Below are 22365 nucleotides of genomic sequence, written 5' to 3' on the forward strand. Positions count from 1 at the left end.
CTAAGCTAAGTCCCCTGCGGCGAGCTATATAGAGCTGAGGGCCCCTGAGCCCAGGCAGGGGAAGCTGAGGGCGCTCCCTGCCTTAAGGCCTACCTTCAGGGGGCCGGGAGGTGGCTAAGACGGTAAACAACGCTGAGCTCGCGGAGAGGTATAACGCGGGGGCGGAGGCCTACGACGAGCTCTACGGGCAGGAGCAGCTCGAGAAGTACAGGGCGGCGCTGCCGCTCTTAAGGCCGAGGGGCAGGGTTCTTGACGTGGGCTGCGGCACAGGCCTGCTCATAGAGTACATGGCCTCCGAGGGCCTGCTTGACAGCGTTGAGAAGCTCGTCTGCCTTGACTTGAGCGCCTCAATGCTTGAGAGGGCAAGGGCCAGGGCCTCGAGGCTCTGCCCCGACACCTGCCTTGTAGTTGTTGGAAGCGCGGAGGCCCTGCCCTTCAGGGACAGGGCATTCGACGCGGCCTACTCCTTCTCAGTGATAAACCTGCTCGAGGACCCCGAGGCGGCCGCGTCGGAGGTGGCAAGGGTGTCAGCCAGCTCCCTGGTCACCCTGCTTAAGGCCTTCAGGGTTCCCGAGATGAGGGGCTGGAGGGCGTTGGGTGAGGCCGGCAAGGACTTCACTTTTACAAGGTAAGCGCCGAGTGACGTGTGTCCTTGTGGACCGCTAGACCCTATATAGTCTAGGCATAGACCATGGGCTAGTTGCCAGGGGTGTCGTATAGAATACAGGGAATTCCCTGTAATTGAAATTTAGTGAATACGTGACGACGTGATGTAGCGACCGTACAACACCTGTTTACCCTTGGTAGTTCACATAGGCTATGGCCCAGTTAGCCTGTCCAGCGCCGTTAGTTCCGGCAACACCAAACACGTAGTTGCCGCTGCCAGGCGGCGTAAAGTAGCCACTAAGGTTTAGTGTGAAGCTTGCAGACCACCCAGTGTTCATGTCATATGCCACGCCGCTGAGAGTGTTCGTGCTCGGGTTATAGGTGACAGTTATGCATATGTAGTCGCCTGGCCTCGGTTGGAAGGCGCCTGTTCCAATGCCGTCCCAGCCCGTGTATGGGTAACCAATGTTTGGTGACGGGTATGGGCTAACGTATGCTGTGAGTAAACCAAATAAACCAAACCAGTTTACCGTTACCTGCGCTAGCCACACATCCCACTGACCGGTAGCGCCTGTTGTATTGTATGCGTACTGCCACAGCGGGTTCCACTCAACAACGATATAGGTGCTTGTGCTCTGAGGAAACATAACGTCACCCTGAACGGGGGCTATGACCTGCGTTGTATTGGGGGAAGCTACGTAGGGCACACTGTAGTTATATTGAGGGCTTATGTTCCACAATGAGGGCTTTAAGAACAGATACACTATGTACCCATCACCCACGTAAGGATATACCGATGAAGTTGATGGTATGCCGTTATATGAGTACACGCCTACCATCGTTATTGTCAATGAACCCCCGCCGTAGCTGTTCTGCCAGAACATAGCTCCTGAGGACCAGGAGTAGTTCGAGGGGACCATCATGAGCACCGGCTGGTTTATGCTTGACGACAGGGGCGACCAGTACTGGCTCGCCGTTGACGGGCCGTAGTAAACAGGCCACGAGCTGTTGCTTGACCCCTGATAGTCGCCCTGGTAGACGTGCTTCACATAAATCGCGTTTTGGCCGTTGAGCAGGTTCATTACATTGGCGCTGGGCGGGTTTATGGTCTCGCTGAACGAGTACAGGAAGCTGACCCCGGGCGTATACGTGTAGCTGTACTGGCCGCTGAGCGTCAGCGTGCTGGTCACAGGCGAGCTCAGGGCCAGCCTCTGTATCATCAGGTAACTGCCCGCGCTAAGGCTGAAGGAGCCAGGCGATGGATATATCTGAGTGCCGTTAACGTAATCACTGACGACAGAGCTGCTGGAGCTGAGGGACATCGTCAGCGTACCGCTTACAGACGAATTGAACTTGACGAGCGGCGTCGTCAGCACGTAGCCGCTGGTCGTTTCCAGCGTGTAAGCCGTTATCGTTGTCGAGAAGCCGCTGAGGGTCTGTGACCATGAGGAGCAGCCGCACGGGCACTGCCCAGGTATCACGGTTATCGGCGAGCTGACAGGCTCGACCGTGATCCCGGCCTGGTAGACGAACACCAGGTGGGCCATGGCGACGTATGCCGTTATTATTAGCGACAGGAGGACAATGACAAGAGCGAGGGGCCACCTACCCTTTTCCATTATCACTCACCTTGTGACCGTTTCCTCCTCTGGCCTCTGGCATGTACTTGGCCATCTCTAGCAATGCCCTGGCGGCCCAGGGCCTCGTCCTCTCCAGCTCATCAAGGCTGACCCCGAACCTCCTCCTGGCCTCTGCGTCAGCCAAGTCCCTGAGCCTCGCCTCAGCTGCCGCCTCAAGCAGATATGACCTGGAGGAGGCCCCGTGGCCTGGGGCGAACCTGGCGTAGGTCTCAACAGCCTCAGCTATACCTGGGCTCCTGCGCCTCAGCGTGTCAAGGCTGACCCCGAACCTCCTCCTGGCTAGCTCCTCAGCAGCCTCGAGGGCCCTCCTGATCTCGGGCCACGTCGAGGCTATAAGGGTGGAGGCTGAGGCTATAGTCATCACTATAAGGGGAGGCAGGTAAATCGTGGGCCTTGCCTCAGGCACAACTAGGACTGAGTAGAGCGCGCCTGGGCTTCCGTAGAGCACAGCAAGGCCTCTGAGGTAGGAGAGGCCGCGGGCCAGCTCAAGGGCTACCACGATGTAGTACGAAAGCGCTGCGATTGAGAGGTACGCCGCCCTGGACCTCACGCCACGCAGCGCATAGAAGGCGGCGGCCACCAGGAGGACCTCGGGCACTAGCATGGGCGGGTAGAGGCTGATCCTCACGCCAGTTGGCGTTGAGACGCCCACAATGAAGCCTATTTCAATACTGTAGTACCTGGCGCTGGCCGTCAGCGCTGGGAGGGCGGCAACCGCGCCCATTGAGGTTATTACAAGGAAGGCCGCGGCCCTTGTGACGGCCCTAGCGTTGATATGCAAGGCTTCCCACCTCCTCTGAGTAGTTGCCGTAGGGCGTGAAGTAGGTGACGTTAATTAGCCCCCTGACCTGGTAGACGTCGCCAGGGCTGAGCACGTCAAGGTTCTCGTAGCTGCAGGCCAGCGGCAGCGCCAGGTAGCCGGTCCCTGGGCCCACGAAGGCGCTCCTCGTTGAGTTGCAGGAGAAGCCAAACACTGTGCTTGACCTGTTGACGTTTATCAGGACTACGTCGCTGAGCGAGATCTCAGCCCTGAACGGGGTTATGTAGCTCACGTAGGCCACTGGAGAGTCATTGACTAGGGATATGTTAACGATTTTGAAGGACTCAGCGGCATATATGTACCTGAGGAAGTAAGAGAGGACGTAGCCTCTGCCCCCCTCCAGGGACAGGTTGACGACAACTATGGCCGGCCTCCCAACTAGGTAGGGGCTGAGGCCCATGGTCAGGTTGTTGGATCCGCAGCCCACTCTGCTGAAGCTGGCCTCCTCAATAACCCTGCCGTTGAGCTCTATTAGCACCGTGGCGCTCTTAGGCTTCACGTGGCACTGCGTTATGTTAAGTGAGAGCAGCAGCCTGTCCCCCACGCCAGTGATGTTAGTCACGTTCACGTAAAGGGGCGGGGGGATCAGGCCAAAAAGCCTTGGAGGTAAGAACTTCACAGCCACGAGGCCCCCTAGGACGGCGACAACTATTACAAGGGCTGCATAGAGTAAACTGGGCTCGCCGTCCAAGGGGGCCCATCACCTCTGCGGCGCGGCAGCCCGCTCAGCTTATGGTTACTTGGGGCTTACGGGGTTGGGACGGTTACCGCGCTCTCGTTAGTTAGGCCAAAGTATATCGTGAGGGTCCCTGAGCTAGCGCCATATGGTATAGGGAGCGTTGGCTCTACCTGGAAGTCTACGTAGTAGGTTTGCCCTGCGGTCAGCTGGACGTAGCCGCTAGCCGTGCACCCTGAGCTAGTACTTGGAGTTATGATTATCGTCCCGGTCGGGCTGCTGGGGCTCCCTGAGGTCTGGTACACTATAAGCTTCACTGACGTGAGGAGGTTTAGGCCTGAGTAGGAGCAGGAGTCCACGTACAGGGTCGGCGAGCCCGCGTTCACCTTGACCGCAAGGGCCTGGTAGACGTAGGTCTCTGAGGAGTTAGTAATAGGTATAGTGAGCGTGACCTGCGGAGAGGTCTTGTTGGTGAGCGAGAGGCTGACAGCGCTGGCATCAGGGCCTTTCAGGAAGACGACGGGTGTCACGGGCTTAACGGTGACCTGAGCCTGGTAGACGAATATCACGTTAGCTGCCGCTATCGGCACGGCGAGGGCGGCAGCCAGGAGGCCTATGATTATCCCAATCCTACTGAGCCTGTTCAAGTTATGTCACACCTACTGCTATATCAGCAGCTGTCCCTGCGCAATTTTAAAAGTTTTCTGTAATTAAAAACTCCTTTCCCTTAAAATGGCCTCGTAACTGTACGCCTTACTTAGACATAGCCAGCTCCAGGAGGTCGCCGGGTCTCAGGGAGAGGGGCTGAGAGAGCCTAACCCTGTCCCCCTCGGCGCTGGCCTCCACCTCTGAGCCGTTCACCTTGACCTCAGCCCGGCAGCCCGCGGCGCTAACCCTTATTGATCTGAGCTTGAGCTGCGTCCCTTCCACGAGCCTGACCCTCACAGTGCCCGGGCAGGCCCCGTCCGACTCCACTAGGAGCAGCGAGCCGGCAACTAGGGCTGGCCCCCTGAAGCCGCTCAGCCTCGGCGCCACCGCCAGCTCCTCGGAGGCGCCGTCATACGCCACCCCGGCTAGCGCGTTAGGTATCGTGAGGGCCGCCAGGGGCCTTGAGTAGTGGCCGTCACACTCTAGGTGGTTGAAGTAGAGGCCCCAGGAGGAGTACCTGTCGTGTATGGACCTGAGCACCTCCAGGCCCTCCTTTACGAGCCCCTCATATATCATCTGGGAGGCCACCCCGAACTCGACGCCAGTCCACGGCGTGTCAGCCTGGGAGCCGACCCTGTTGACTATGCCCGTGCCGTTGGGCTCCTCCGTGTCACCAACCATTGAGGGCCTCTGGGCCCCTGGGTAGGTGCCGTTAAGCAGGCCCTCCCACCTCCTGAAGTTGGCCCTGTGGACCTCCCTGAGGGCTGACCTTACCTTCTCGGCGTCAAGCCCTCCCTCAACTCCCATCAGCCTCAGGTACCACTCGCCGGCCAGCTGGGCCGAGAGAACAGCCCTGTCCCTCAGGCCGCTCACGGGGTCGTACCAGTTGTCGAGGTAGCTGCCGTTCCAGAGCAGCCTGACCAGGCCCTCGTAGGCCCTCCCAGCGTCGGCCGCAAGGGCCTCTGCGCCGTCAAGCCTCTCCCTCCTGGCCGCCTCAGCCATCGCCCTGAGCGACGCCGCCCAGAGGTCGCCGGTGAACGAGGCGACGCCCACGAGGCTGAACGTGTCGAAGGTGTTGACTGAGTTCATGACGTACATGGGGCCCGAGAACAGGACCCTGGCGACGTTGCCGCTGTAGAGGCCCGTCAGCAGGCCCCCTGCGGAGGCATCAGCGGCGACCCTTGACATGCCGTCGTAGTCGGAGGGCATGTAGTGCTCTATTAGCCCGGTGCCGAGGGAGTCGTGCTGCCTCTTGGTCCCGCTCACCACCGTCATCATGGCGTTCCAGAGAGACCTGAGGAAGTCCCTGTCCCCGGTGGTATGGTAGGCGAGCATGGCGAGGAGGAGGAACTCAGGCATGAGGTCGTTCCTGTCGTACGTGTCTATGAGCTCAAAGGATGCCCTGAAGGAGTGCGGCACCCTGCCCGTGGGGTCCTTGCCGGTCCTCCTCACGATCTCCGCTATGGCCGCTGAGAGCCTCTCCGGGTAGTTCTGTATGGCCGGGTCCCTCCTCAGCATCTCCCTGTAGAGGCTCATGTTCTCCGGGTAGGCCAGGGCGAACAGCTCATACCAGTAGTGCCTGTCGGGCCTCAGTATGTGTCTGGCCACGTCCTTAACCGCCGCCTTGACGAGCTCCGGGTAAAGGTTCACGAGGCCGGCGAAGGCCCAGAGCATGACGTCAACCGTGTTCAGCCCGCAGCACCCTGGCCCTCCCTCCCAGACGCCGAAGTGGCCGTCCCTGGTGAGCCACGTGAGCTTAGGCAAGCTGGTGAGCTGGGCGCTCACTAGGTCAGCCACGTACTGCGGGTAGGAGACGTCGTAGAGCGCCTGGAAGACCCTCTCGGCCCTCCCAATTATGTCGCTTGTCAGCGCGTAGTCTATGACCTGCTCGACGCCGGAGAAGAAGTTCTCGTAGTAGTGCCCCACCCTGACGCCGGCGGCGTCCATGTGGTTGGGGAAGTGCCAGGCTATGACAAGGTTGAACTCGGCGGAGGAGCCCGGCTCAAGCGTAGCCATGTCGGAGGCCAGGGCAGCGAACACGTCAAGGGTTGACGAGGAGGCCTCAGTTGCCCCGGAGAGGGCCCCGTCGCCCCTGAAGTCGACGAGGAGCCTCCTCAGCGCGTTGACAAGCTGCGGCCTGTCCGACGAGCTGACCGTGAAGGCAGAGCCCGTGGCCCTCCCCTCCAGCGCCACCGCCAGGGCGCCGCCGAGCAGTGGGTGCCTCTCTTCAACGCCCTCGGCCCTCATTATTATTCCTGTCCACCTGCCGGCGGCGACTACCTGGCTCCTCGCCCTGGCCCCTGCCGACCTGGCGGGGTTCCTTGAGACTACCATAACTGAGGCCCTGACCCTTGAGCCCCCGTTGTTAATCACCTTGAGCCTGAGGGGCACGGCGGGCGTTGATGAGGCCCTCAGGTCGCCCGGGACCAGCGGCGAGGCCAGCTCGGCGACGGCCTTAACTCCGAGCTCGTCCAGGGCCGAGTCCCTGTAGCTCAGGGTCACGACAGGGTACCTGACCTCCATCTCTATAGCCTCAACAGGCTTGGCCCAGGGCAGGTGGTAAGGCTCCATGACGACCCAGGGCCCGCAGCCCCTGTACGTGTAGTCCTCGCAGCTGGAGTACCAGAGGCCCGTGAAGAGCCCCCTCACGAGGGGCTCCTCGCCGTCGCGCTCAACCCTGAGGAATATAACAAGGTCGTCTGGCCCCATGAACCACTCCGGCTGGCCGTAGCCAGACCACGGCCTGTTGTTGAATATTAGCCACTCCTTGAACCTCCCGTCCGGGCCAACCTCGAAGGAGCCCGTGCCCACGCCCCCAAGCGGCACCCCTGACCTAGGCGTGTCCTGGTAGATTACTCGCAAGCGCAACACCGCGGGGCTGTCGTAGGGAATAGCTTAATAAGACGGCATTGCTATCACCTGACCTCCTCCCCGCCCTAGAAGGGCGAGGCTTTCAGCTTAAGTTCAAGCAATTGTTGTGGCGCGCCCCTTTACCCATTTTATCTTTCAGGCTGCGCCCATTATGGGGGCTAAACTCGTGGACCTGCCATCGATCTCAGCCCTTGAGGGCCTTTATGACCTCCTCCAGCCTCCCCTTAAAGGCGTCGTAGCTGAAGCCCTTGGCCACCTCCCTGGCCCTCGCCGAGAGCTCCTCCAGCCTCCCCTTGTCGCTCATGAGCGACCTTATTATTGACGCCGCCTCCTCAGCGTTGGCATAGCCAAGGCCCTGGTCCACCCTTGAAGCTATGTCGGTCCAGCCTCCCCCGTCCCTGTAGACAACCGGCACGAGCCCTGCTGCAGCGGCCTCAGCAATGGCAATTCCAAAGTGCTCAGCGAAGGGAGGGTGAAGGTATATTGAGGCCTGGGACATGAGCTCAAGTATCCTCCTCCTTGGCACGTCGGTCTCAAGGTGGAAGTTGCTTAGGCCCTCAGCCCTCTCCCTGATCTCCCTTAACACGGGCCCCGAGTACACGCTGGTGCTGCCTACCAGGTAGAACTCTGCCTCAGGCACGAGCCTTGCCACCTCAGCTATGGCCGTGAGCCTCTTCTCAGGGGATATCCTGCTAACGGTAAGCACAACCTTCCCCCTGTCCCCTCCCAGTAGGAGGAGCTCCTCTACGTTAACCGGGGGGTAAACAACGTAAATCCTCTGGCTACCATACGCCTTCCTCACGTACTCGAAGGTCCAGGAGCTGTTGGTCATAACGGGCCTCGTGCTATCAGCCAGCGACCTGGCCCTCCTCACGATGAGCCAGTCGTAAAGCCTCCTGAGGCCGCCAGCCCTGGCCTGTAAGGCCATGTAGTCTATGAGGGCGGGGAAGTGAATATATGACGCGTCGGCCCACCTGAGCGGCACGTTGCTCTGCGTCTCGACAATTACGTCGTAACGCTGCCTTAGCCCCTCGGCGTACCTGGCCAGGTAGCCCATTGTCAGGAGCCTCCTGTAGCGGACCAGGCGGCCGCTCCGCCTGAGCAGCCTGCTGGTCAGGGGCTCGCCCAGGACCTCAGGCCTCGGTATGCCGTTCATGCCGCTGGTTAACACCTCCCAGGCCCTGTCATCGACGTGGGCCGTGTAGAGGCCGACCTCATGGCCTAGGTCTTTAAGGGCCCTGTACATCTCTAGGGCCAGCCTCTCCCCTCCGCCGGCCTCCTCGAAGAGCGTGTGTACCAGCGCTATCCTCATTATCTCCGGCGGAACTGACGACGTCAAGGTTATAAGCTTACCTGGGCCCAGGCCTTTAACTTCGTCCGCCAGGAGCCCTGAGGCGAAGGGCATGGACAGGGACGACCTAATGACGCTGACCATCATAGTCCTCGGGGGCCTGGGCGCCGTGGCCCTCCTCCTGGGGCTGTGACAGAGGCCCTCGGCCTCAGAGGAGGCACTGCGACGCTTTACGCAGGGCTTGCCATGCTCCTGGCCTCAGCAGTTATGCTGGCCCTCCTCGTGTCGGCCAAGAAGGCTAGGCGGTGAGGCGGAGGCTGCCTCCTCTGGCGAAGGCTAGCCTTAATTATCGGGGCTCAGGAGCCATATGCGGTGTGCCTTGAGTAAGCTCTGCCTCTATGGAACTGTGCTCAACTCGGTTGACATTGTTGAGAGGTCCATAAGGAGCGTCTTCAGGCCAGACGCAGATATCGTTATAACTGACGGCGGCTCAAGGGACGGAACCTACGAGAAGCTCCTGGAGATATCGAAGGACTACAACCTGAGGGTCTACAGGGCCCCAGGCTCGAGCAGGGGCCTGGGGAGGCAGCTGGCGTTAGTCAGGTGCCCCGAGAACAGCTACACGGCGTACTTCGACCTAGACGACGAGTATAACGTTTACTTCCACAAGTCCATAGACTGGGGCATGGCAACGGGAAGCCCGAGGCCTCTGCTAGGTCACGGCCTAAGGGAGTATATCCTTTCAAGGGGAGGCTGGAGGGACATCAATTATGGCGAGGACTACGAGATCTGGGCCAGGGTAGAATTTGATAACAGCCTCCCACTCGTCACCGCAGTTAGGATAAGGAAGATGGAGTTCAGGAGCTTTGCCGAGTACGAGCTGAGGAGGTACGCGAGGGGCCTGTGGAGCTCGCTCAGGAGGACGCTGAGGCACGAGGTCGACATAATAAGGGGCTACGGCTACACCCTAAGTGAGTATCTCCAGGAGCCCGCGTTCAAGAGAAGGCCCTACCTGAAGCCCGCGGCGCTGTTAGTTTACGGCATAGCCCGCCTTAAGGGGGTTTACAGGTATGACAGGAGGCTCAACAACCAGGACTTGGTTATATATAAAAAATTGCAGAGAATCAGGGACCCAGTCAAGGAGCTTGGGGCCGACGAGAGTTACGCGGCGATGATTATACCTTGCGACACAGCCCTTCGCATAGGCCTGAGCTGGGCTGCCGGGAGGCTTAGGTCCGCCGGGCTGAGGCCATACCTCTGCGAGAGGACGAGGGGCATGGCACTGGTTGGCATGAGGAGCCCGAGCGCCATAGACGTCATTAATGAGTCCGTCTACCTGAAGCTCGTTCGCTGTAAGCCCCTTGAGGAGGTAGGGGAGGGTCGCCTAGGCCCGTCATGAAGCTCCAAGGAAATGAAGGCGCACACCCCTTCGCCTAGGCCTCGGCCGACGACAATGCCAGGTTGTAGACAGCTACGTGATTCACTTCCGGGGCTTCTGTGAGAGAGGTTATGTAGCGTAAGTTAAGCGGAGGTATGACACCAGCCTCGAGCGCCTTGACGCCCGCAGAACACTACTAAATACAGTACTATAGGACGCCTGCGACGCCAATGTATGTTAACGTGAAGTCATGGTGTAGGTTAAGGTGTCAACAGCGGTTATGGTGGCGGCGCTAGGGGCAACTGTACAACAGCGACGTTACCGAAGGCCCTGGCCTACGGCCTCGGCCACGCCAGCAAGCCCGTGTCCCTGGGCCTGGCCAGGCAGGGCGCGGCCGCTACCTGCGTCATAGTATGGCCCATCTTGCAGCCTCCCCTAGCGTACAGGGGCCAGACGCCTGCGTCCGCGGGACACCTCTCTTGGATGCGCCTTCAATCAGGCGCCTCTGACCCTAGGGACGCCGCTGACGTGTCCTAGGGACACAGCAGGTGTCCGCTTAACGCGTCAGCGACCCTATTTCTTTTTATTAATTATATAAGAAACCTCCCAGGCGTTCCTGACTGCTTTTCCCTAGAACCGTCTGGGGAAAGCACTTGACCACTTTTCCCCAGAGGCCTGTGGGGAAAACTCAAGCGTTTTCCCCAGAAGCTTGTGGGGAAACGCCCTCGCTGGGCCTCCCAAGCTGGCCTGACCCCCCTGTTACCTTAGGCCCTGAAGGTCAAACTCCCGCCAGACCTGGGAAAGCCCTGCGCGTCCTCACAGCGTCAGAAGGCCGTCGCTCAGCCACACCTTGGCTCTCCTCGCCGACAGGTAATAATTGCCTCCTGAGCAACAACCTGGCCGGCGCACTTCGTGAGGGCGTGGTCTCTGGGCGGCCGGCATGTTGTCTGGCGCCCTACCGCTCCTGTATGCCAACTACTTTGGCCCGATCGTGACAACCCTCCACCCGCTGTTCAGGTACGAGTTCTTCATAGGCATGATAGCCCTGGCCATCAACGTGGCAGTGGGGGGCCTGGGCACGGGCATAGCCTACGCGCTAGGCTGGAGGCCGAAGTGAGCCCAAGCTAAGACTTAGTCCCATTTTCTTTTTGTCAGGGCCTTGGCTTCTTTATTATAAGCCTTGGCCGCCCAGCCTAAGGCGGAATGACGCAGCCCCTGGACTGCGACGAGTACCAAAGGTGGATGAGACAGGCTGAGCACACCCTGAGGTCCATAGAGGCCGACCTGGGCTTCGGCAGCTACTCATGGGCCTGCTTCAAGGCCCAGCAGGCCGCCGAGCTGGCGATTAAGACCATGCTCAGGGCCATGAGCAGGCCCGCCTTCGGCCACAACCTAGTGGCCCTCTTCAATGACCTGGCCGAGCCCTGCGGCAACGTCAGCGACAGGCTGAGGTTCTGCGTTAGTTACCTGGACAAGATGTACTCCACAGCCCGCCGCCCTGACGCCCTGGTGGAGGGGGTGCCCTTCGAGAGGTTCATCAGAGAGGAGGCTGCTGAGGCCCTCAGTTGCGCCGGCCTCATTATCAGCTGGGTGAGGGGCTGCTCATCATGTCGCTAGACGACATAATAAGGGCCAGGAGGGCCGAGAGGGAGAGGGTCATAGGTGAGCTCAGGGAGTACGCCTCCAGGCTGAGGGCGAGGCTCGGCAGGCTCAGCATGGCGCTCTACGGCTCCTACGCGAGAGACGACTTCAACCTGTGGAGCGACGTCGACGTAATAGTGGTCTCTGAGCGCTTCAGGGACAGGGAGTTCGTGACCAGGTGCGTTGAGCTGAGCGACGCGCCCCCAAGGCTTGAGGCGATATGCTGGACCCCCGAGGAGGCAGCGAAGGCCCTTGGCAAGCCCTGGTGGCGTGAGGCCCTCAGGGAAAAGGTTGTCATAGTTGACGACTATGGTCTCTTCGGCGGGCAGGGCGAGTCATGAGTATTGTGCCGCCCTTATCGCCTAGGTCCGCGACCCAGGCCTGCGGGCTGACGCCATGACCTGCAAGTGTTGAGGCCTCGGATGAAGCTTTTAACCCAAGCCCTTTACACCACCTCTAGGTGGTTACATGAGGCCCCTGTGGGTCGCGGTCCTGGCAGTCGTGATAGTGGTGGTCGTGGTGGCTGGCGCCTACGTCGCCCTCACGGCCAGCAGGCCCCCCACGGTTGTCATAGGCAGCATAGCCGTGGGCTCCTCAGCCTTCGACTCCTACAGGGCCAACCCCTCAATATCAAACGTCTCGATTAAGGTCAACTACGTCGCTTTCTCCCTCACGCCCTCGCTCTACGACGCCCTCATGAAGGGGGAGGTCGAGATAGCCATAATCCCGGCCGACCTGGCCGGCCTCGCAGTTCTTAACAGCAACGACACCTACGTCATAGCCCTCGACTACCCGCTCTTCCAGGCCATAATTGTGCCCGCCAACTCAACCATAACCTCGCCGGCCCAGCTGGGCGGCAAGACCGTTGCTATACCGGTGGGCACGGGCACCTACTACCTCTTCGAGGTCATGATGAAGGCCCTCTACAACCTCACTGTGTCAACAAATGAGACGGGGCCCAACGTGATTCACGTCATAAACGTGGCCCCGGGCGAGGTGATAGACGCTGTCGCGACTGGCTCAGCCCAGGCTGGCGTCATATGGCAGCCCATGCTGGCGATAGCCCAGACGCAGTACCACATGAGGGTCCTCGCCACCTTCCAGCAGCTCTGGCAGAGCCTTACAGGTGAGCCCACAGCCCCGTTCCTGGTGTGGGTAGCTACCTCAAAGGTTGTCAACGACAGGCCCCTCCTTCTCAAGGTCCTGAGGCTCCACGCAGAGGCGGCCTACGCCTGGGACCACAACGAGACCCTGGCTGTGATGGCCCTCGAGAGGCTCTACAACGTGCCCCCGCAGGCCGCCCCGCTCGTCTGGGCAATGACAAACGACACCCCTGCCTCCCCCTGCATAACCCAGCAGGGCTACCAGGAGCTCGTCTCAGAGTGGCAGTACCTGGTCAAGGTGGGCTTCCTCAGCTCAATGCCTAACACGTCCAGGGTGCTGACGTGTAGCGACCTGGGGCTGAGCCCATGAGGGCCTCCAGAGCCATAGGCTACCTGCTCGCAGCTCTCATAGTTGGCCTCGCGTGGCAGCTGGCCTCATGGGCCTCAGGCGGCCTGATACCTGGCATCGTCCCCGCGATGGCTTACCTGGCAGGCCACCCAGGGCCAGCCCTGGGCGCAGTGGCGCTGACCCTCATTGACGCCGTGGGAGGCTACGCCGTCGCCTCCTCCCTGGCCATCCTGGGCCTGGCGATCTATGAGCTGGGGGGCCTCGGGGAGCCCGTAGTTGATTCCTTCAGGGAGGTGCTCCACAGCGTGACCCCAGTGGCCTGGAGCCTCGCCCTGCTGATACTGCTTGGGTTCTCGAGCAGGGCTGTTCCAATACTTGTCAGCGGCCTCTCCGCCTTCCCCCCGCTCATGACGTCGCTCATAGAGGGCCTCAAGGCCTCCAGGGCTCGGTTCGGCGACCTGGCCGCCGCCCTCAGGCTCAGGGGGGTGAGGAGGATGGCCTACATAGACCTGCCGGCCTCAGTGCCCTACTTCATATCCGGCTCAAGGTCAGCCATAGGGGTGGCGCTCATAGTCTCACCTGTGGCCGAGGCCTTCGGCACCGCCGGGGGCATAGGGTACGGCCTCTACCTCTTCTTCCAGCTTCACGACTACGCGGCCTTCGTGGCCTGGTCCCTCCTGCTAGTATTGGTCATGATAGTCATAGACGCGGCCGCCCTCGGCCCGCTTGAGAGGTGGTCAAGGAGATGGATGGAGTAGCAGTTGAGCTGAGGGGCGTCAGCAGGTCCTTCGGCAGGGCCAGGGTGCTCGACTCTGTGAGCCTCATAGCGAGGCGCGGCGAGGTGCACGTGGTGCTGGGGCCTAACGGGGTCGGGAAGACCACGCTCCTGAAGATAATAGCCGGGGTCCTGAGGCCCGACTCAGGCGAGGTGATGGTCAGGGGCTCCGTGTCCCTGGTGCCCCAGGGGGACTCCCTGCTCCCGTGGAGGACAGCGCTCAGGAACATAACCCTCCCCCTTGAGCTGGGCGGCCTTGACGGCGTGGAGGCGAGGGAGGCGGCCAGGAGGGCGGCCGAGGGGCTAGGGATATCGAGGTACCTCGACATGTACCCGAGGGAGCTGAGCGGGGGCACCAGGAGGAAGGTGGCAATAGCCAGGGCGCTTGTTACTAACCCTGACGTTCTCCTCCTCGACGAGCCCTACAACGGCCTTGACGTGGACTCAGTCAGGTCGCTCAACGAGACCATAAGGGGGCTTAGCTCAGGCGGGAGGACAATTATACTTGTGAGCCATCAGGTAGCGGAGGCGGCCGAGGTGGCGGACTCCTTCACTGTTATAACAGGTAGGCCGGGCAGGGTGACGGCCTCAATGGACGTCAGGGGCCTGGGGCCTGAGGAGAGGGCCAAGGCCATGAAGGCGGCCCTGGAGGTGGGCTGAATGGCGCTAAGGGACCTCAGGGCCTACCTTGAGCTCCTGGAGTCCAAGGGGATGCTGAGGAGGGTCAGGGCGCCAGTCTCGCCCGTCCTTGAGATCCCTGAGGTGCTGAGGAGGGTCATGAGGTCGAGGGGGCCTGCCGTGCTCTTCGAGAACGTCCAGGGCCACCCCGGCTGGAGGGTGGCAGGCAACATATTCTGCTGCGAGGAGGCGGTGGCCCTCGGGCTGGGGGTGAGCTCACTTGACGAGCTTGGCCAGAGGGTGCCGACCCCTGCTTCTCTGACCAGGGCGGACGTGACGACGCTCCTCAGGTACGCCTCCTACCTCCCCAGGGAGGCCAGGCCTGACTTCGAGGAGAGGCCGGGCCTGAGGCTCACGGACTTGCCTGCCTTCAAGTCGTGGCCGAAGGACGCGGGCAGGTACCTGACCTACGCCCTTGTTGTGCACAGGGAGAGGGGCGAGCTGGGCGAGTCGACGAACTTTGGCGTGTACAGGGTGATGATAGTAAACGAGAGGGAGGCCGTGGTCCACTGGCAGACCTACAAGAGGGGCTACGCAGAGCACCTGAGGGCTATAGAGAGGGGCGAGGCCAAGGTCCCCGTGGCCCTCGTCATAGGGGCCGACCCAGGGACCCTGCTGGCGGGGGCCATGCCAGCCCCCTACCCCCTTGACAAGTACCTTGTGGCGGGGGCGCTCAGGGGAGAGGGGGTTGAGGTCACCACGCTCCCCAACGGGGTCAGGGTGCCAGCCCACGCTGAGGTGATACTTGAGGGCACAGTGGACCTCTCCGACCTGAGGGAGGAGGGGCCCTTCGGCGACCACGTGGGCTTCTACGACAAACCGGACAGGCGTTTCCCCACGTTCAGGCTTGAGAAGGCGTACGCCAGGCCGGACCCCATATATTACGGCACGGTCGTCGGCAGGCCTCCCATGGAGGACTCCGTAATAGCCAAGGTCGCGGAGAGGGCCTTCCTGCCACTTGCCAGGTCGCTCTACCCTGAGGTGGTAGACTACTCCTTCCCGTCCTCTGGGTGGGCCCAGGGGCTGGCCGTAGTCTCAATAAGGAAGACGATGCCGGGCCAGGCAGTGAGGGTGGCAATGGGCCTCCTGGGCCTCGGCCAGTTCTCCTTAACCAAGGTAATCATAATGGTAGACGCCGACATAGACCCTCACGACATGGATCAGGTGACATGGGCTTTCTCAACGTTCGTCGACCCTTCAAGGGACATCATAGTGGTTCCCCAGGCCCCAGCCGACGAGCTAGACATAGCGTACCTGCCGAGGAGGAGGGTGGGGGCCAAGCTGATAGTCGACGCCACTAGGAAGCTGAGGGACGAGAGCGGCGCCGAGCCGCCTGAGGAGCTGAGGCCTGACGATGAGACCGTGAAGCTGGTTGACAGGAGGTGGGCCGAGTACGGGCTCTGAGCTGAGGAGGTACCTCCTGGCCACAAGGCCCTACTCGCTCCTCAACAGCGTCGCCAGGGCCGTGGTGGGGGGAGTTATAGCAATGAGCTACTACGCGGGCTTCCGCCCGCTTCCAGTAGCGTTAACAGCCCTGGTGGCGCTTGGCGTCGCGGCCTTCCAGGCTTCAGAGAACGCGCTCAATGACTACTATGACGTTAAGAAGGGCGTCGACGCGCCAGGGGCCCCAGCGACCCTTTACAGGCTTCACAGCGTCTACGGCCTTGGCCTCAGCCTGAGGCAGGTCAGGGACCTGGGCCTCTCCCTGCTCACCTTTGGCGTGGCCCTGGTGGCTATAGCCACCGTGGCCTTCAGCAGGCCCCTGCTGCCCCTGATCCTCGCCGCAGGCGCCCTGCTCCTCATATCGTACACGGGGCCCGGGGGCCTGAAGTACAGGGGCCTCGGGGAGCTTGACGTCTTCACGACGGCAATAGTGATGGTAGTTGGGACCGCCTACACTGTTTCGGGGAGGCTCAGCTGGTGGGAGGCATCGCTCTCAGTGCCGATGGCGCTCCTGACGGCCTCGGTGGTCCTGGCCGACAACCTGAGGGACTACGAGTGGGACAAGGCCCACGGGGTCAGGACGCTGCCCGTCAGGGTCGGCAAGGACGCGGGGAAGGCCATTTATGCCGCCATGGTTCTGCTCGCGCTCGCCCTACCCCCCGTCATGCTGTGGCCCTGGGGGCTCCTCGTTGAGGCCTCCCTGCCCCTCGCGCTGCTCTCAATACTTCACGTGGCCGAGGTCTACGACCTAGGTCTCAGGAGGGCCGTGAGGTTCAGGTTCTATGTAACTATCACCTTCGCGTCGCTGTACGCGGCCTCCATCGCCTTGGCGCACTAGGCCAGGGCATCGAAGGGTCGCCTTAAAACGAGGTCATCAGCGATGTCGCGAGGCGCGCGTTCACATACAGAGGCCTCTGAGGCCTGTGATCACAGCAACCTGTCGGGCGACCTCTGGGAGGGCTGCATAAGCCTATATTGAGTGAACTGAGTCAAGGCTTAACATAAATGATAATGACGTCCATCGTACCGTGGTAGCCGGCGACGAAGTAATAATTTCATCTAAACCTCTGAGCAGCCCTAAACCTATAGCTGGCTAAGCGGTGACGCCCGTAAGTTGAAACGACGCCTAAGGCGGCTGTTCTACACCGCTCAGGCCGTGTCGCTCGCAGCCTCCCTTGCCTGGGCTCTTACCACGCGCGACCTCTCCCTGACAGACCTGGTCGGGCCGCTGTTGGCCTCGCTGGCTGACGACATAGCTCTTGCCCTAGCGTCACTGTCGTCCTGGCTGCTGTGAAACTTTTTCAGGCCTCACGCCTTTCTTGACCAGCCCTTATTTACGTCCTTCACCGCGAGCTCAAGCTGGTATTAGGTTAAATTCCTGTCAGCCTCCCCTCTGGTGGGAACGGCCTTGACCGTGAGCTTCCCCAAGGGCTTCCTCTTCGGCTGGTCACAGGCGGGCTTCCAGTCAGAGATGGGCACGCCCGGCAGCGAGGACCCTAACAGCGACTGGTACGCCTGGGTGCACGACAGGGAGAACATAGCGTCTGGCCTGGTGAGCGGCGACCTGCCCGAGAACGGGCCGGGCTACTGGGGCAACTACCGCAGGTTCCACGACGCTGCCCAGGCCATGGGGCTGAGCGCCGCGAGGATAGGGGTTGAGTGGAGCAGGATATTCCCCAAGCCGACGTTTGACGTCAAGGTCCACGCCGACGTCAGGGGCGAGGAGGTAGCCTCGGTTGACGTGAGCGAGCAGGCCCTTGAGCAGCTCGACAGGCTCGCCAACAGGGAGGCGGTGAACCACTACAGGGAAATGTTCTCAGACCTCAGGTCCAGGGGCATAACGTTCATACTTAACCTCTACCACTGGCCCCTCCCCCTGTGGCTTCACGACCCCATAGCGATCAGGAGGGGGAACCTCTCAGCGCCCTCCGGCTGGCTTGACGTCAGGGCGGTCGTGGAGTTCGCCAAGTTCGCCGCCTACGTGGCGTGGAAGCTTGACGACCTAGTCTATATGTACTCAACTATGAACGAGCCAAACGTGGTCTGGAGCCACGGCTTCACCCAGCCCAAGTCCGGCTTCCCGCCGGGCTACCTGTGCTTTGAGTGCTCTGGGAAGGCGATGAAGAACCTCCTGCAGGCCCACGCCAGGGCCTACGACATAGTTAAGTCCATGACCAAGAAGCCCGTCGGCGTGATATACGCCACGGCCGACTGGACCCCCCTCACGGAGAGCGAGGCCGACAGGGCCGCCGCTGAGGCGGCTAAGGCCGCTGACAGGTGGGCCTTCTTCGACATGCTCTCAAAGGGCTCGCCGAGGGACGACCTGAGGGGGAGGCTGGACTGGATAGGGGTCAACTACTACAGCAGGCTCGTAGTCAGGGCAGGCAGGAGCGGCTTCCAGGTGATCCCGGGCTACGGGTTCGCCTGCGAGCCCAACTCCGTCAGCCCTGCCGGGAGGCCATGCAGCGACTTCGGCTGGGAGTTCTACCCAGAGGGCCTCTACCACGCCCTCAAGGACTACTGGGAGAGGTACCACCTGCCGCTCATGGTAACGGAGAACGGCGCAGCTGACGAGGGGGACTACCTGAGGCCCTACTACTTGGTCTCGCACATCTACCAGGTGCACAGGGCCATGCAGGAGGAGGTCAACGTCACGGGCTACCTGCACTGGTCCCTGGCTGACAACTACGAGTGGGCCTCAGGCTTCGGCAAGAGGTTCGGCCTCCTGATGGTCGACTACGAGACCAAGAGGCTGTACTGGAGGCCCTCGGCCTTCATATACAGGGAGATAGCCAAGAACAACGCCATAACTGACGAGGTAGAGCACCTCAACAGGGTACCGCCCCTGAAGCCACTGAGGAAATAAAAGGTCTAAAGAAACTATCGTTTTCTTTTTATCTGCCTCTCCTTAGGAGCACTACGACCAGCGCCGCGGCCAGTAAAACTATCACTAGGGACAGGGCCGCAAAGCTGTAGGTCCCGACGCCCACGCGCTTGGTCACGGTTGTGGTCGACGTCACTGTAAGGGCAGACGTTGTTGTAGATGTTATAGTTGAAGTTACTATGGCTGTTGAGGTGGTAGTTCTTGTGAGCGTGGTCACCTGCATTGTTGTAGACGTTACCGTTGAAGTCATAGTAGTTGTTGAGGTTGTAGTGCTCGTGACAGTGGTAACTTGCCTCGGCGCCACCAGGAAGCCGTAGGAGTACACCTTGTACCAGGCGCTCACGTTAACGTTCACGGGCGGCCACTGGACGGAGCTGTACTCCATGCCAAGCTCGACATCATTTAGGTAGAGCTGGTCGAAGCTGTAGTTAGAGACCTGGGACCAGAGCAGGGAGGCGTCGCTGAATATACTGCTAAGGGGCACGGCTACGGAGCCGTTAGCGAGGGGAGGCGTCAGCACGAAGGCCATGTAGGTCCAGGGGAAGTGAAGGGCCACGTAGGCCTGCCACGTGGCGTTGACGACCCTGCCGTCCACCATGGTTGGTATGTAGAAGGTCGCGTTAGGCCTTGAGTAGCCGGCCGGGTTGAACCCGGGGCTGTGGTAGAACCACACCATTATCTCGAGGTCATCCGCGCCGACCGAGGAGGGCTCGTAGGACCTGGTCAGCCAAATGTCGAAGGAGAAGTCGCCGCGCCCGTTAGGGAAGCCCAGGGAGTAATTAACGTAGGCAACTATGAGCGGCAGGTCGCCGACCTTGGCCGGGAGCTGAAGGTAGGGGCTCTGGCCCGTTATGATTTGCCCCCACGGCTTATACCCATAGATGATCTCAGGGTAGCCCATCACGGTGTCGTAGACGTTTGTGGCTGTGGCGTTGTAATTCACTATTGAGGCGAAGAAGCCATTGCCACACGCCCTAACCGTCACCTCGCCGCTGCCAGACCTTGTGTTCCACGCGTCAGGCGTTATGACAACGCTGACGCCGGAGGCGAAGGTTAAGTTGTACTGAGAGTACTGCCCGCCAGGGGCCTGGGAGAGCGTCACGCAGGGCACAACCTCAAGTGCTGTGGCGTTAACCGGGGGTATGAGCTCTACGTACTCCCATGGACCGCCGCCCAGTGTTGTAACGTAAGCTGAGGCTGCAGGGCTTAGAGATGACGCTAGCGGGGCAGCGGCCAGCAGAGTAAAAATACAAAGAAAAAGAAGGAAAAGGGACCTCAAAGAAAAACACCTGAGGCCGGCTTGGGAGTTACCTCCTCATGACAGCCCAGACTATCAGCCCGACCACTATGGCGGTCACGACGACAGCTATGGCAATGTAGGTCGTTGAAGTCACCAGCTTGGTCACGGTTGTCGTCAGGGTGCTCAGCGTTGACGAGACTACTGTGGTGACCGACGTGACGGTGGTCGTCGAGACGGAGGTCGTCGTTGTCGTGGTTGTGGCCGTCGTGGTAGTTGTCGTGGTTGTGGATGTCGTGTACGTGACCGTTATGGGCTTAGGCGTAGTCGTGGTGATCGTGACGCCCTTCGGGTGCAGGTGAACCAGCACGTAGGCATTGCCTGGGTTGTCCCATGGGGCAGGCGGGAAGAGGTAGCCTGTGGTCTCGTTGGGCCAGCCGGCCCAGTACGTTGGCGAGTACTCATACCAGATGCCGTTGGTCATGAGAGGTATGACAGGAGTGTAGTTCAGCCAGATCGTGAGGAGCTGGTCGTAGAGCGGCATGAGGGCGCTCATGTTATCAGGGTTAATGGAGTATATCTTATTCACGTCATTGTAGGCTGTCCAGGCGGCGGTGTTGTTGAACCTCTCCATGTCAGCCCATGCCCAGCTCCCCACCGGGGCCGTGCCTATGGTGTAGAAGTAGTACTCAAACCAGGTTGCTGGTATCACGCCAGACCAGCTGTACATAAGTGACATCGAGTACTCACCCATGGCCACCTCTGTGTACCACTGGCTCTGCGTCGGGAACACCGTGGAGGCCTCAATGCCTATCTTTGACAGGTTCTGTGCTATGAGGTCAGCGTCCTCCATCCAGTCGGTCCAGCCGTAGGGCACGATTATGGTGGCGTTCACAACTGCCCCGTTGGGCATGACCCAGTAGCCCTGGGAGTTCTTGTGCCAGCCGTACTCGCTGGCCACCTGCTGCATGAGCAGCTGGGCCTCTGTTAAGTTGAACGTCCAGCCGTACTTCTGGATTATCGACATGTTTATGTACTTGCCCCACGCCTCTGAGTAGATGTTGTAGGGGGCGAAGAAGCCGAAGCCGTTGCTGATGTTGCACGGCTCCTCCTGCCCGTTCTCCCCTACTGCGGCCAGCTGCGAGGTGTTTATGGCGTAGGCTATGGCCCTCCTGACCAGGGTTATGTTGTAGGGCGGGTACTTCTCGTTCATCAGCAACATAACCCATGGACCCTCCTGCAGGTTCCACGGCGGGTTGCTCGTGTAGGTGTAGATGCCCTGGCTCTTGAGGGTCCAGACGTTAGTGATGAAGTAACCTCCCCACGTCATCTCTCCCGTCTCGAACATTGATATGGCCTGCGGGTTTGACGTTATCACCACGTCTGCGACGTACTCAGGGGCGTACATGCCGTTGGCTGGCACGTCCCAGATGTTCCAGCCCCACCAGTTGTCCCACTTAACGAAAACGACCTCGCTCGGCGTGTAGGCGTAGACCCTGTAGGGTCCATCACCTATTATCTGGGTCACGTTAGGGCTCCAGGTGAGCGGGCTCCACTTGGTGCTGTTGGCAAAGAAGGCGCTCAGGTTGGGGTAGAACTCATGCAGAGGCAGGACAGGGTACGAGGGGCTTGTCATTATGGCAAGTATGGTGCCCCACGGCGGCGACGAAGGCGTGCTGTTGAATATAAACATGACCTCCTTCTCATTGACTGGGGTCACGTTAAGGATCGCTCCAGGGCCTGGGCTCCACATATAGCCCCAGGACAGGGACGGGAAGTACTTGCCCAGGTAGTAAGTGAACACGACGTCATCAGCTGTGACAGGGTAGCCGTCCTGCCACGTCGCGTTAGGCCATATCCATATCTCAAGGGCCGCCCTGTCAACGGTGCCCGTCGCGTTAGGCCCGTAGACCAGGGAGGCGGGCACCGTGACTGAGGTCACGGTGAAGTTCTCCCCCAGGGCAGGGTAGTACTGCTGTGTAACCGGAGACCACAGGAAGAACGGCAGGTATACCAGGCCCAGCTCCAGGTCGTCTATGACATTGGCTGTTGAGAACGGGTTGAGGGTAGTTATGGGGCTCCAGCTGACGCCCCCTACGTAGACCGTCTGGGACGAGGGCAGCGCTATTAGCGATGGAGTCTGCGCCCTGGCACTCATGAAGCCAGAGAACGGCGACAGGAAGCCGACGAGGGACAGGGCCAACAGGACGGCCGCCACAAGGCCTAGAGCTAACTTCCTCAAGGGCATTTCGCCACTAGTATACAGTGCTGGGGGCATTTTTAAATACGACTTTCGTTATATGAAAGTAGATCCCTTTTCCTGTT

The 22365-nt window shown here is 60.5% G+C and carries 19 protein-coding genes; 11 read left to right on the forward strand and 8 right to left on the reverse strand.

Annotated features, from left to right (window positions below; translation table 11 throughout):
• Positions 1 to 110: 110 nt before the first annotated feature.
• Entirely contained in the window at positions 111 to 632 is a 522-nt protein-coding gene (locus tag SE86_RS03585; protein WP_117354312.1) for a class I SAM-dependent methyltransferase, read from the forward strand.
• 162 nt (positions 633 to 794) lie between these two features.
• Here the strand turns inward: SE86_RS03585 and SE86_RS03590 are convergent, their stop codons facing one another.
• The 6 genes from SE86_RS03590 to SE86_RS03615 all read right to left on the reverse strand — a co-directional run bounded on the left by SE86_RS03590 (position 795) and on the right by SE86_RS03615 (position 8696).
• Positions 795 to 2225 carry a hypothetical protein gene (locus tag SE86_RS03590; RefSeq protein WP_148666763.1) on the reverse strand — a complete coding sequence of 477 codons (1431 nt, stop codon included), beginning with the start codon at positions 2223 to 2225 and terminating at the stop codon, positions 795 to 797.
• Positions 2212 to 3027, reverse strand: coding sequence for a hypothetical protein (locus tag SE86_RS03595; protein ID WP_117354314.1), 816 nt, complete (start codon positions 3025 to 3027; stop codon positions 2212 to 2214). The genes SE86_RS03590 and SE86_RS03595 overlap by 14 nt, the downstream gene beginning before the upstream one ends.
• Positions 3011 to 3757: a hypothetical protein gene (locus SE86_RS03600; RefSeq protein ID WP_117354315.1), complete on the reverse strand. Its 747-nt coding sequence runs from the start codon at positions 3755 to 3757 to the stop codon at positions 3011 to 3013. Before SE86_RS03600 ends, SE86_RS03595 begins: the two co-directional genes overlap by 17 nt.
• A gap of 56 nt (positions 3758 to 3813) precedes the next feature.
• Positions 3814 to 4389: a hypothetical protein gene (locus SE86_RS03605; protein ID WP_117354316.1), complete on the reverse strand. Its 576-nt coding sequence runs from the start codon at positions 4387 to 4389 to the stop codon at positions 3814 to 3816.
• 106 nt (positions 4390 to 4495) lie between these two features.
• A complete protein-coding gene (locus SE86_RS03610; RefSeq protein WP_148666764.1) occupies positions 4496 to 7252 on the reverse strand; it encodes a GH116 family glycosyl hydrolase in 2757 nt (918 codons plus the stop codon).
• 193 nt (positions 7253 to 7445) lie between these two features.
• Complete coding sequence (locus SE86_RS03615) at positions 7446 to 8696, reverse strand: glycosyltransferase family 4 protein (RefSeq protein WP_158543104.1); 1251 nt, start codon at positions 8694 to 8696, stop codon at positions 7446 to 7448.
• A gap of 235 nt (positions 8697 to 8931) precedes the next feature.
• Between SE86_RS03615 and SE86_RS03620 the strand changes: the two genes are divergently transcribed.
• The 10 genes from SE86_RS03620 to bgaS all read left to right on the forward strand — a co-directional run bounded on the left by SE86_RS03620 (position 8932) and on the right by bgaS (position 18785).
• Positions 8932 to 9951, forward strand: coding sequence for a glycosyltransferase (locus SE86_RS03620; RefSeq protein ID WP_158543105.1), 1020 nt, complete (start codon positions 8932 to 8934; stop codon positions 9949 to 9951).
• A gap of 919 nt (positions 9952 to 10870) precedes the next feature.
• Positions 10871 to 11047 (forward strand): hypothetical protein, encoded by a 177-nt coding sequence (locus SE86_RS07985; RefSeq protein ID WP_158543106.1) that lies wholly within the window; start codon positions 10871 to 10873, stop codon positions 11045 to 11047.
• 86 nt (positions 11048 to 11133) lie between these two features.
• Complete coding sequence (locus tag SE86_RS03625) at positions 11134 to 11547, forward strand: HEPN domain-containing protein (protein WP_117354320.1); 414 nt, start codon at positions 11134 to 11136, stop codon at positions 11545 to 11547.
• Entirely contained in the window at positions 11538 to 11912 is a 375-nt protein-coding gene (locus SE86_RS03630) for a nucleotidyltransferase domain-containing protein (protein ID WP_117354321.1), read from the forward strand. The genes SE86_RS03625 and SE86_RS03630 overlap by 10 nt, the downstream gene beginning before the upstream one ends.
• Before the next feature lie 127 nt (positions 11913 to 12039).
• Positions 12040 to 13044 carry a glycine betaine ABC transporter substrate-binding protein gene (locus SE86_RS03635; RefSeq protein ID WP_117354322.1) on the forward strand — a complete coding sequence of 335 codons (1005 nt, stop codon included), beginning with the start codon at positions 12040 to 12042 and terminating at the stop codon, positions 13042 to 13044.
• Positions 13041 to 13781, forward strand: coding sequence for an ABC transporter permease subunit (locus SE86_RS03640; RefSeq protein WP_117354323.1), 741 nt, complete (start codon positions 13041 to 13043; stop codon positions 13779 to 13781). Before SE86_RS03635 ends, SE86_RS03640 begins: the two co-directional genes overlap by 4 nt.
• Entirely contained in the window at positions 13769 to 14458 is a 690-nt protein-coding gene (locus tag SE86_RS03645; RefSeq protein WP_117354324.1) for an ATP-binding cassette domain-containing protein, read from the forward strand. The genes SE86_RS03640 and SE86_RS03645 overlap by 13 nt, the downstream gene beginning before the upstream one ends.
• Complete coding sequence (locus tag SE86_RS03650) at positions 14459 to 15880, forward strand: UbiD family decarboxylase (protein WP_117354325.1); 1422 nt, start codon at positions 14459 to 14461, stop codon at positions 15878 to 15880.
• Positions 15849 to 16757 carry a prenyltransferase gene (locus SE86_RS03655; RefSeq protein ID WP_211096718.1) on the forward strand — a complete coding sequence of 303 codons (909 nt, stop codon included), beginning with the start codon at positions 15849 to 15851 and terminating at the stop codon, positions 16755 to 16757. The genes SE86_RS03650 and SE86_RS03655 overlap by 32 nt, the downstream gene beginning before the upstream one ends.
• Positions 16758 to 17327: 570 nt before the next feature.
• Positions 17328 to 18785 (forward strand): beta-galactosidase BgaS, encoded by a 1458-nt coding sequence (gene bgaS, locus SE86_RS03660; RefSeq protein ID WP_117354326.1) that lies wholly within the window; start codon positions 17328 to 17330, stop codon positions 18783 to 18785.
• A gap of 28 nt (positions 18786 to 18813) precedes the next feature.
• Here bgaS and SE86_RS03665 read toward each other — a convergent pair whose 3' ends face one another.
• Together SE86_RS03665 and SE86_RS03670 are read right to left on the reverse strand one after the other, a co-directional pair.
• Positions 18814 to 20082 carry a hypothetical protein gene (locus SE86_RS03665; protein WP_117354327.1) on the reverse strand — a complete coding sequence of 423 codons (1269 nt, stop codon included), beginning with the start codon at positions 20080 to 20082 and terminating at the stop codon, positions 18814 to 18816.
• A 28-nt stretch (positions 20083 to 20110) separates the two neighbouring features.
• Positions 20111 to 22282, reverse strand: coding sequence for an ABC transporter substrate-binding protein (locus tag SE86_RS03670; protein WP_158543107.1), 2172 nt, complete (start codon positions 22280 to 22282; stop codon positions 20111 to 20113).
• Positions 22283 to 22365: the final 83 nt, after the last annotated feature.

Origin of the sequence: Acidilobus sp. 7A, assembly GCF_003431325.1 — an archaeon.
In the GTDB taxonomy this organism is placed as follows: domain Archaea; phylum Thermoproteota; class Thermoprotei_A; order Sulfolobales; family Acidilobaceae; genus Acidilobus.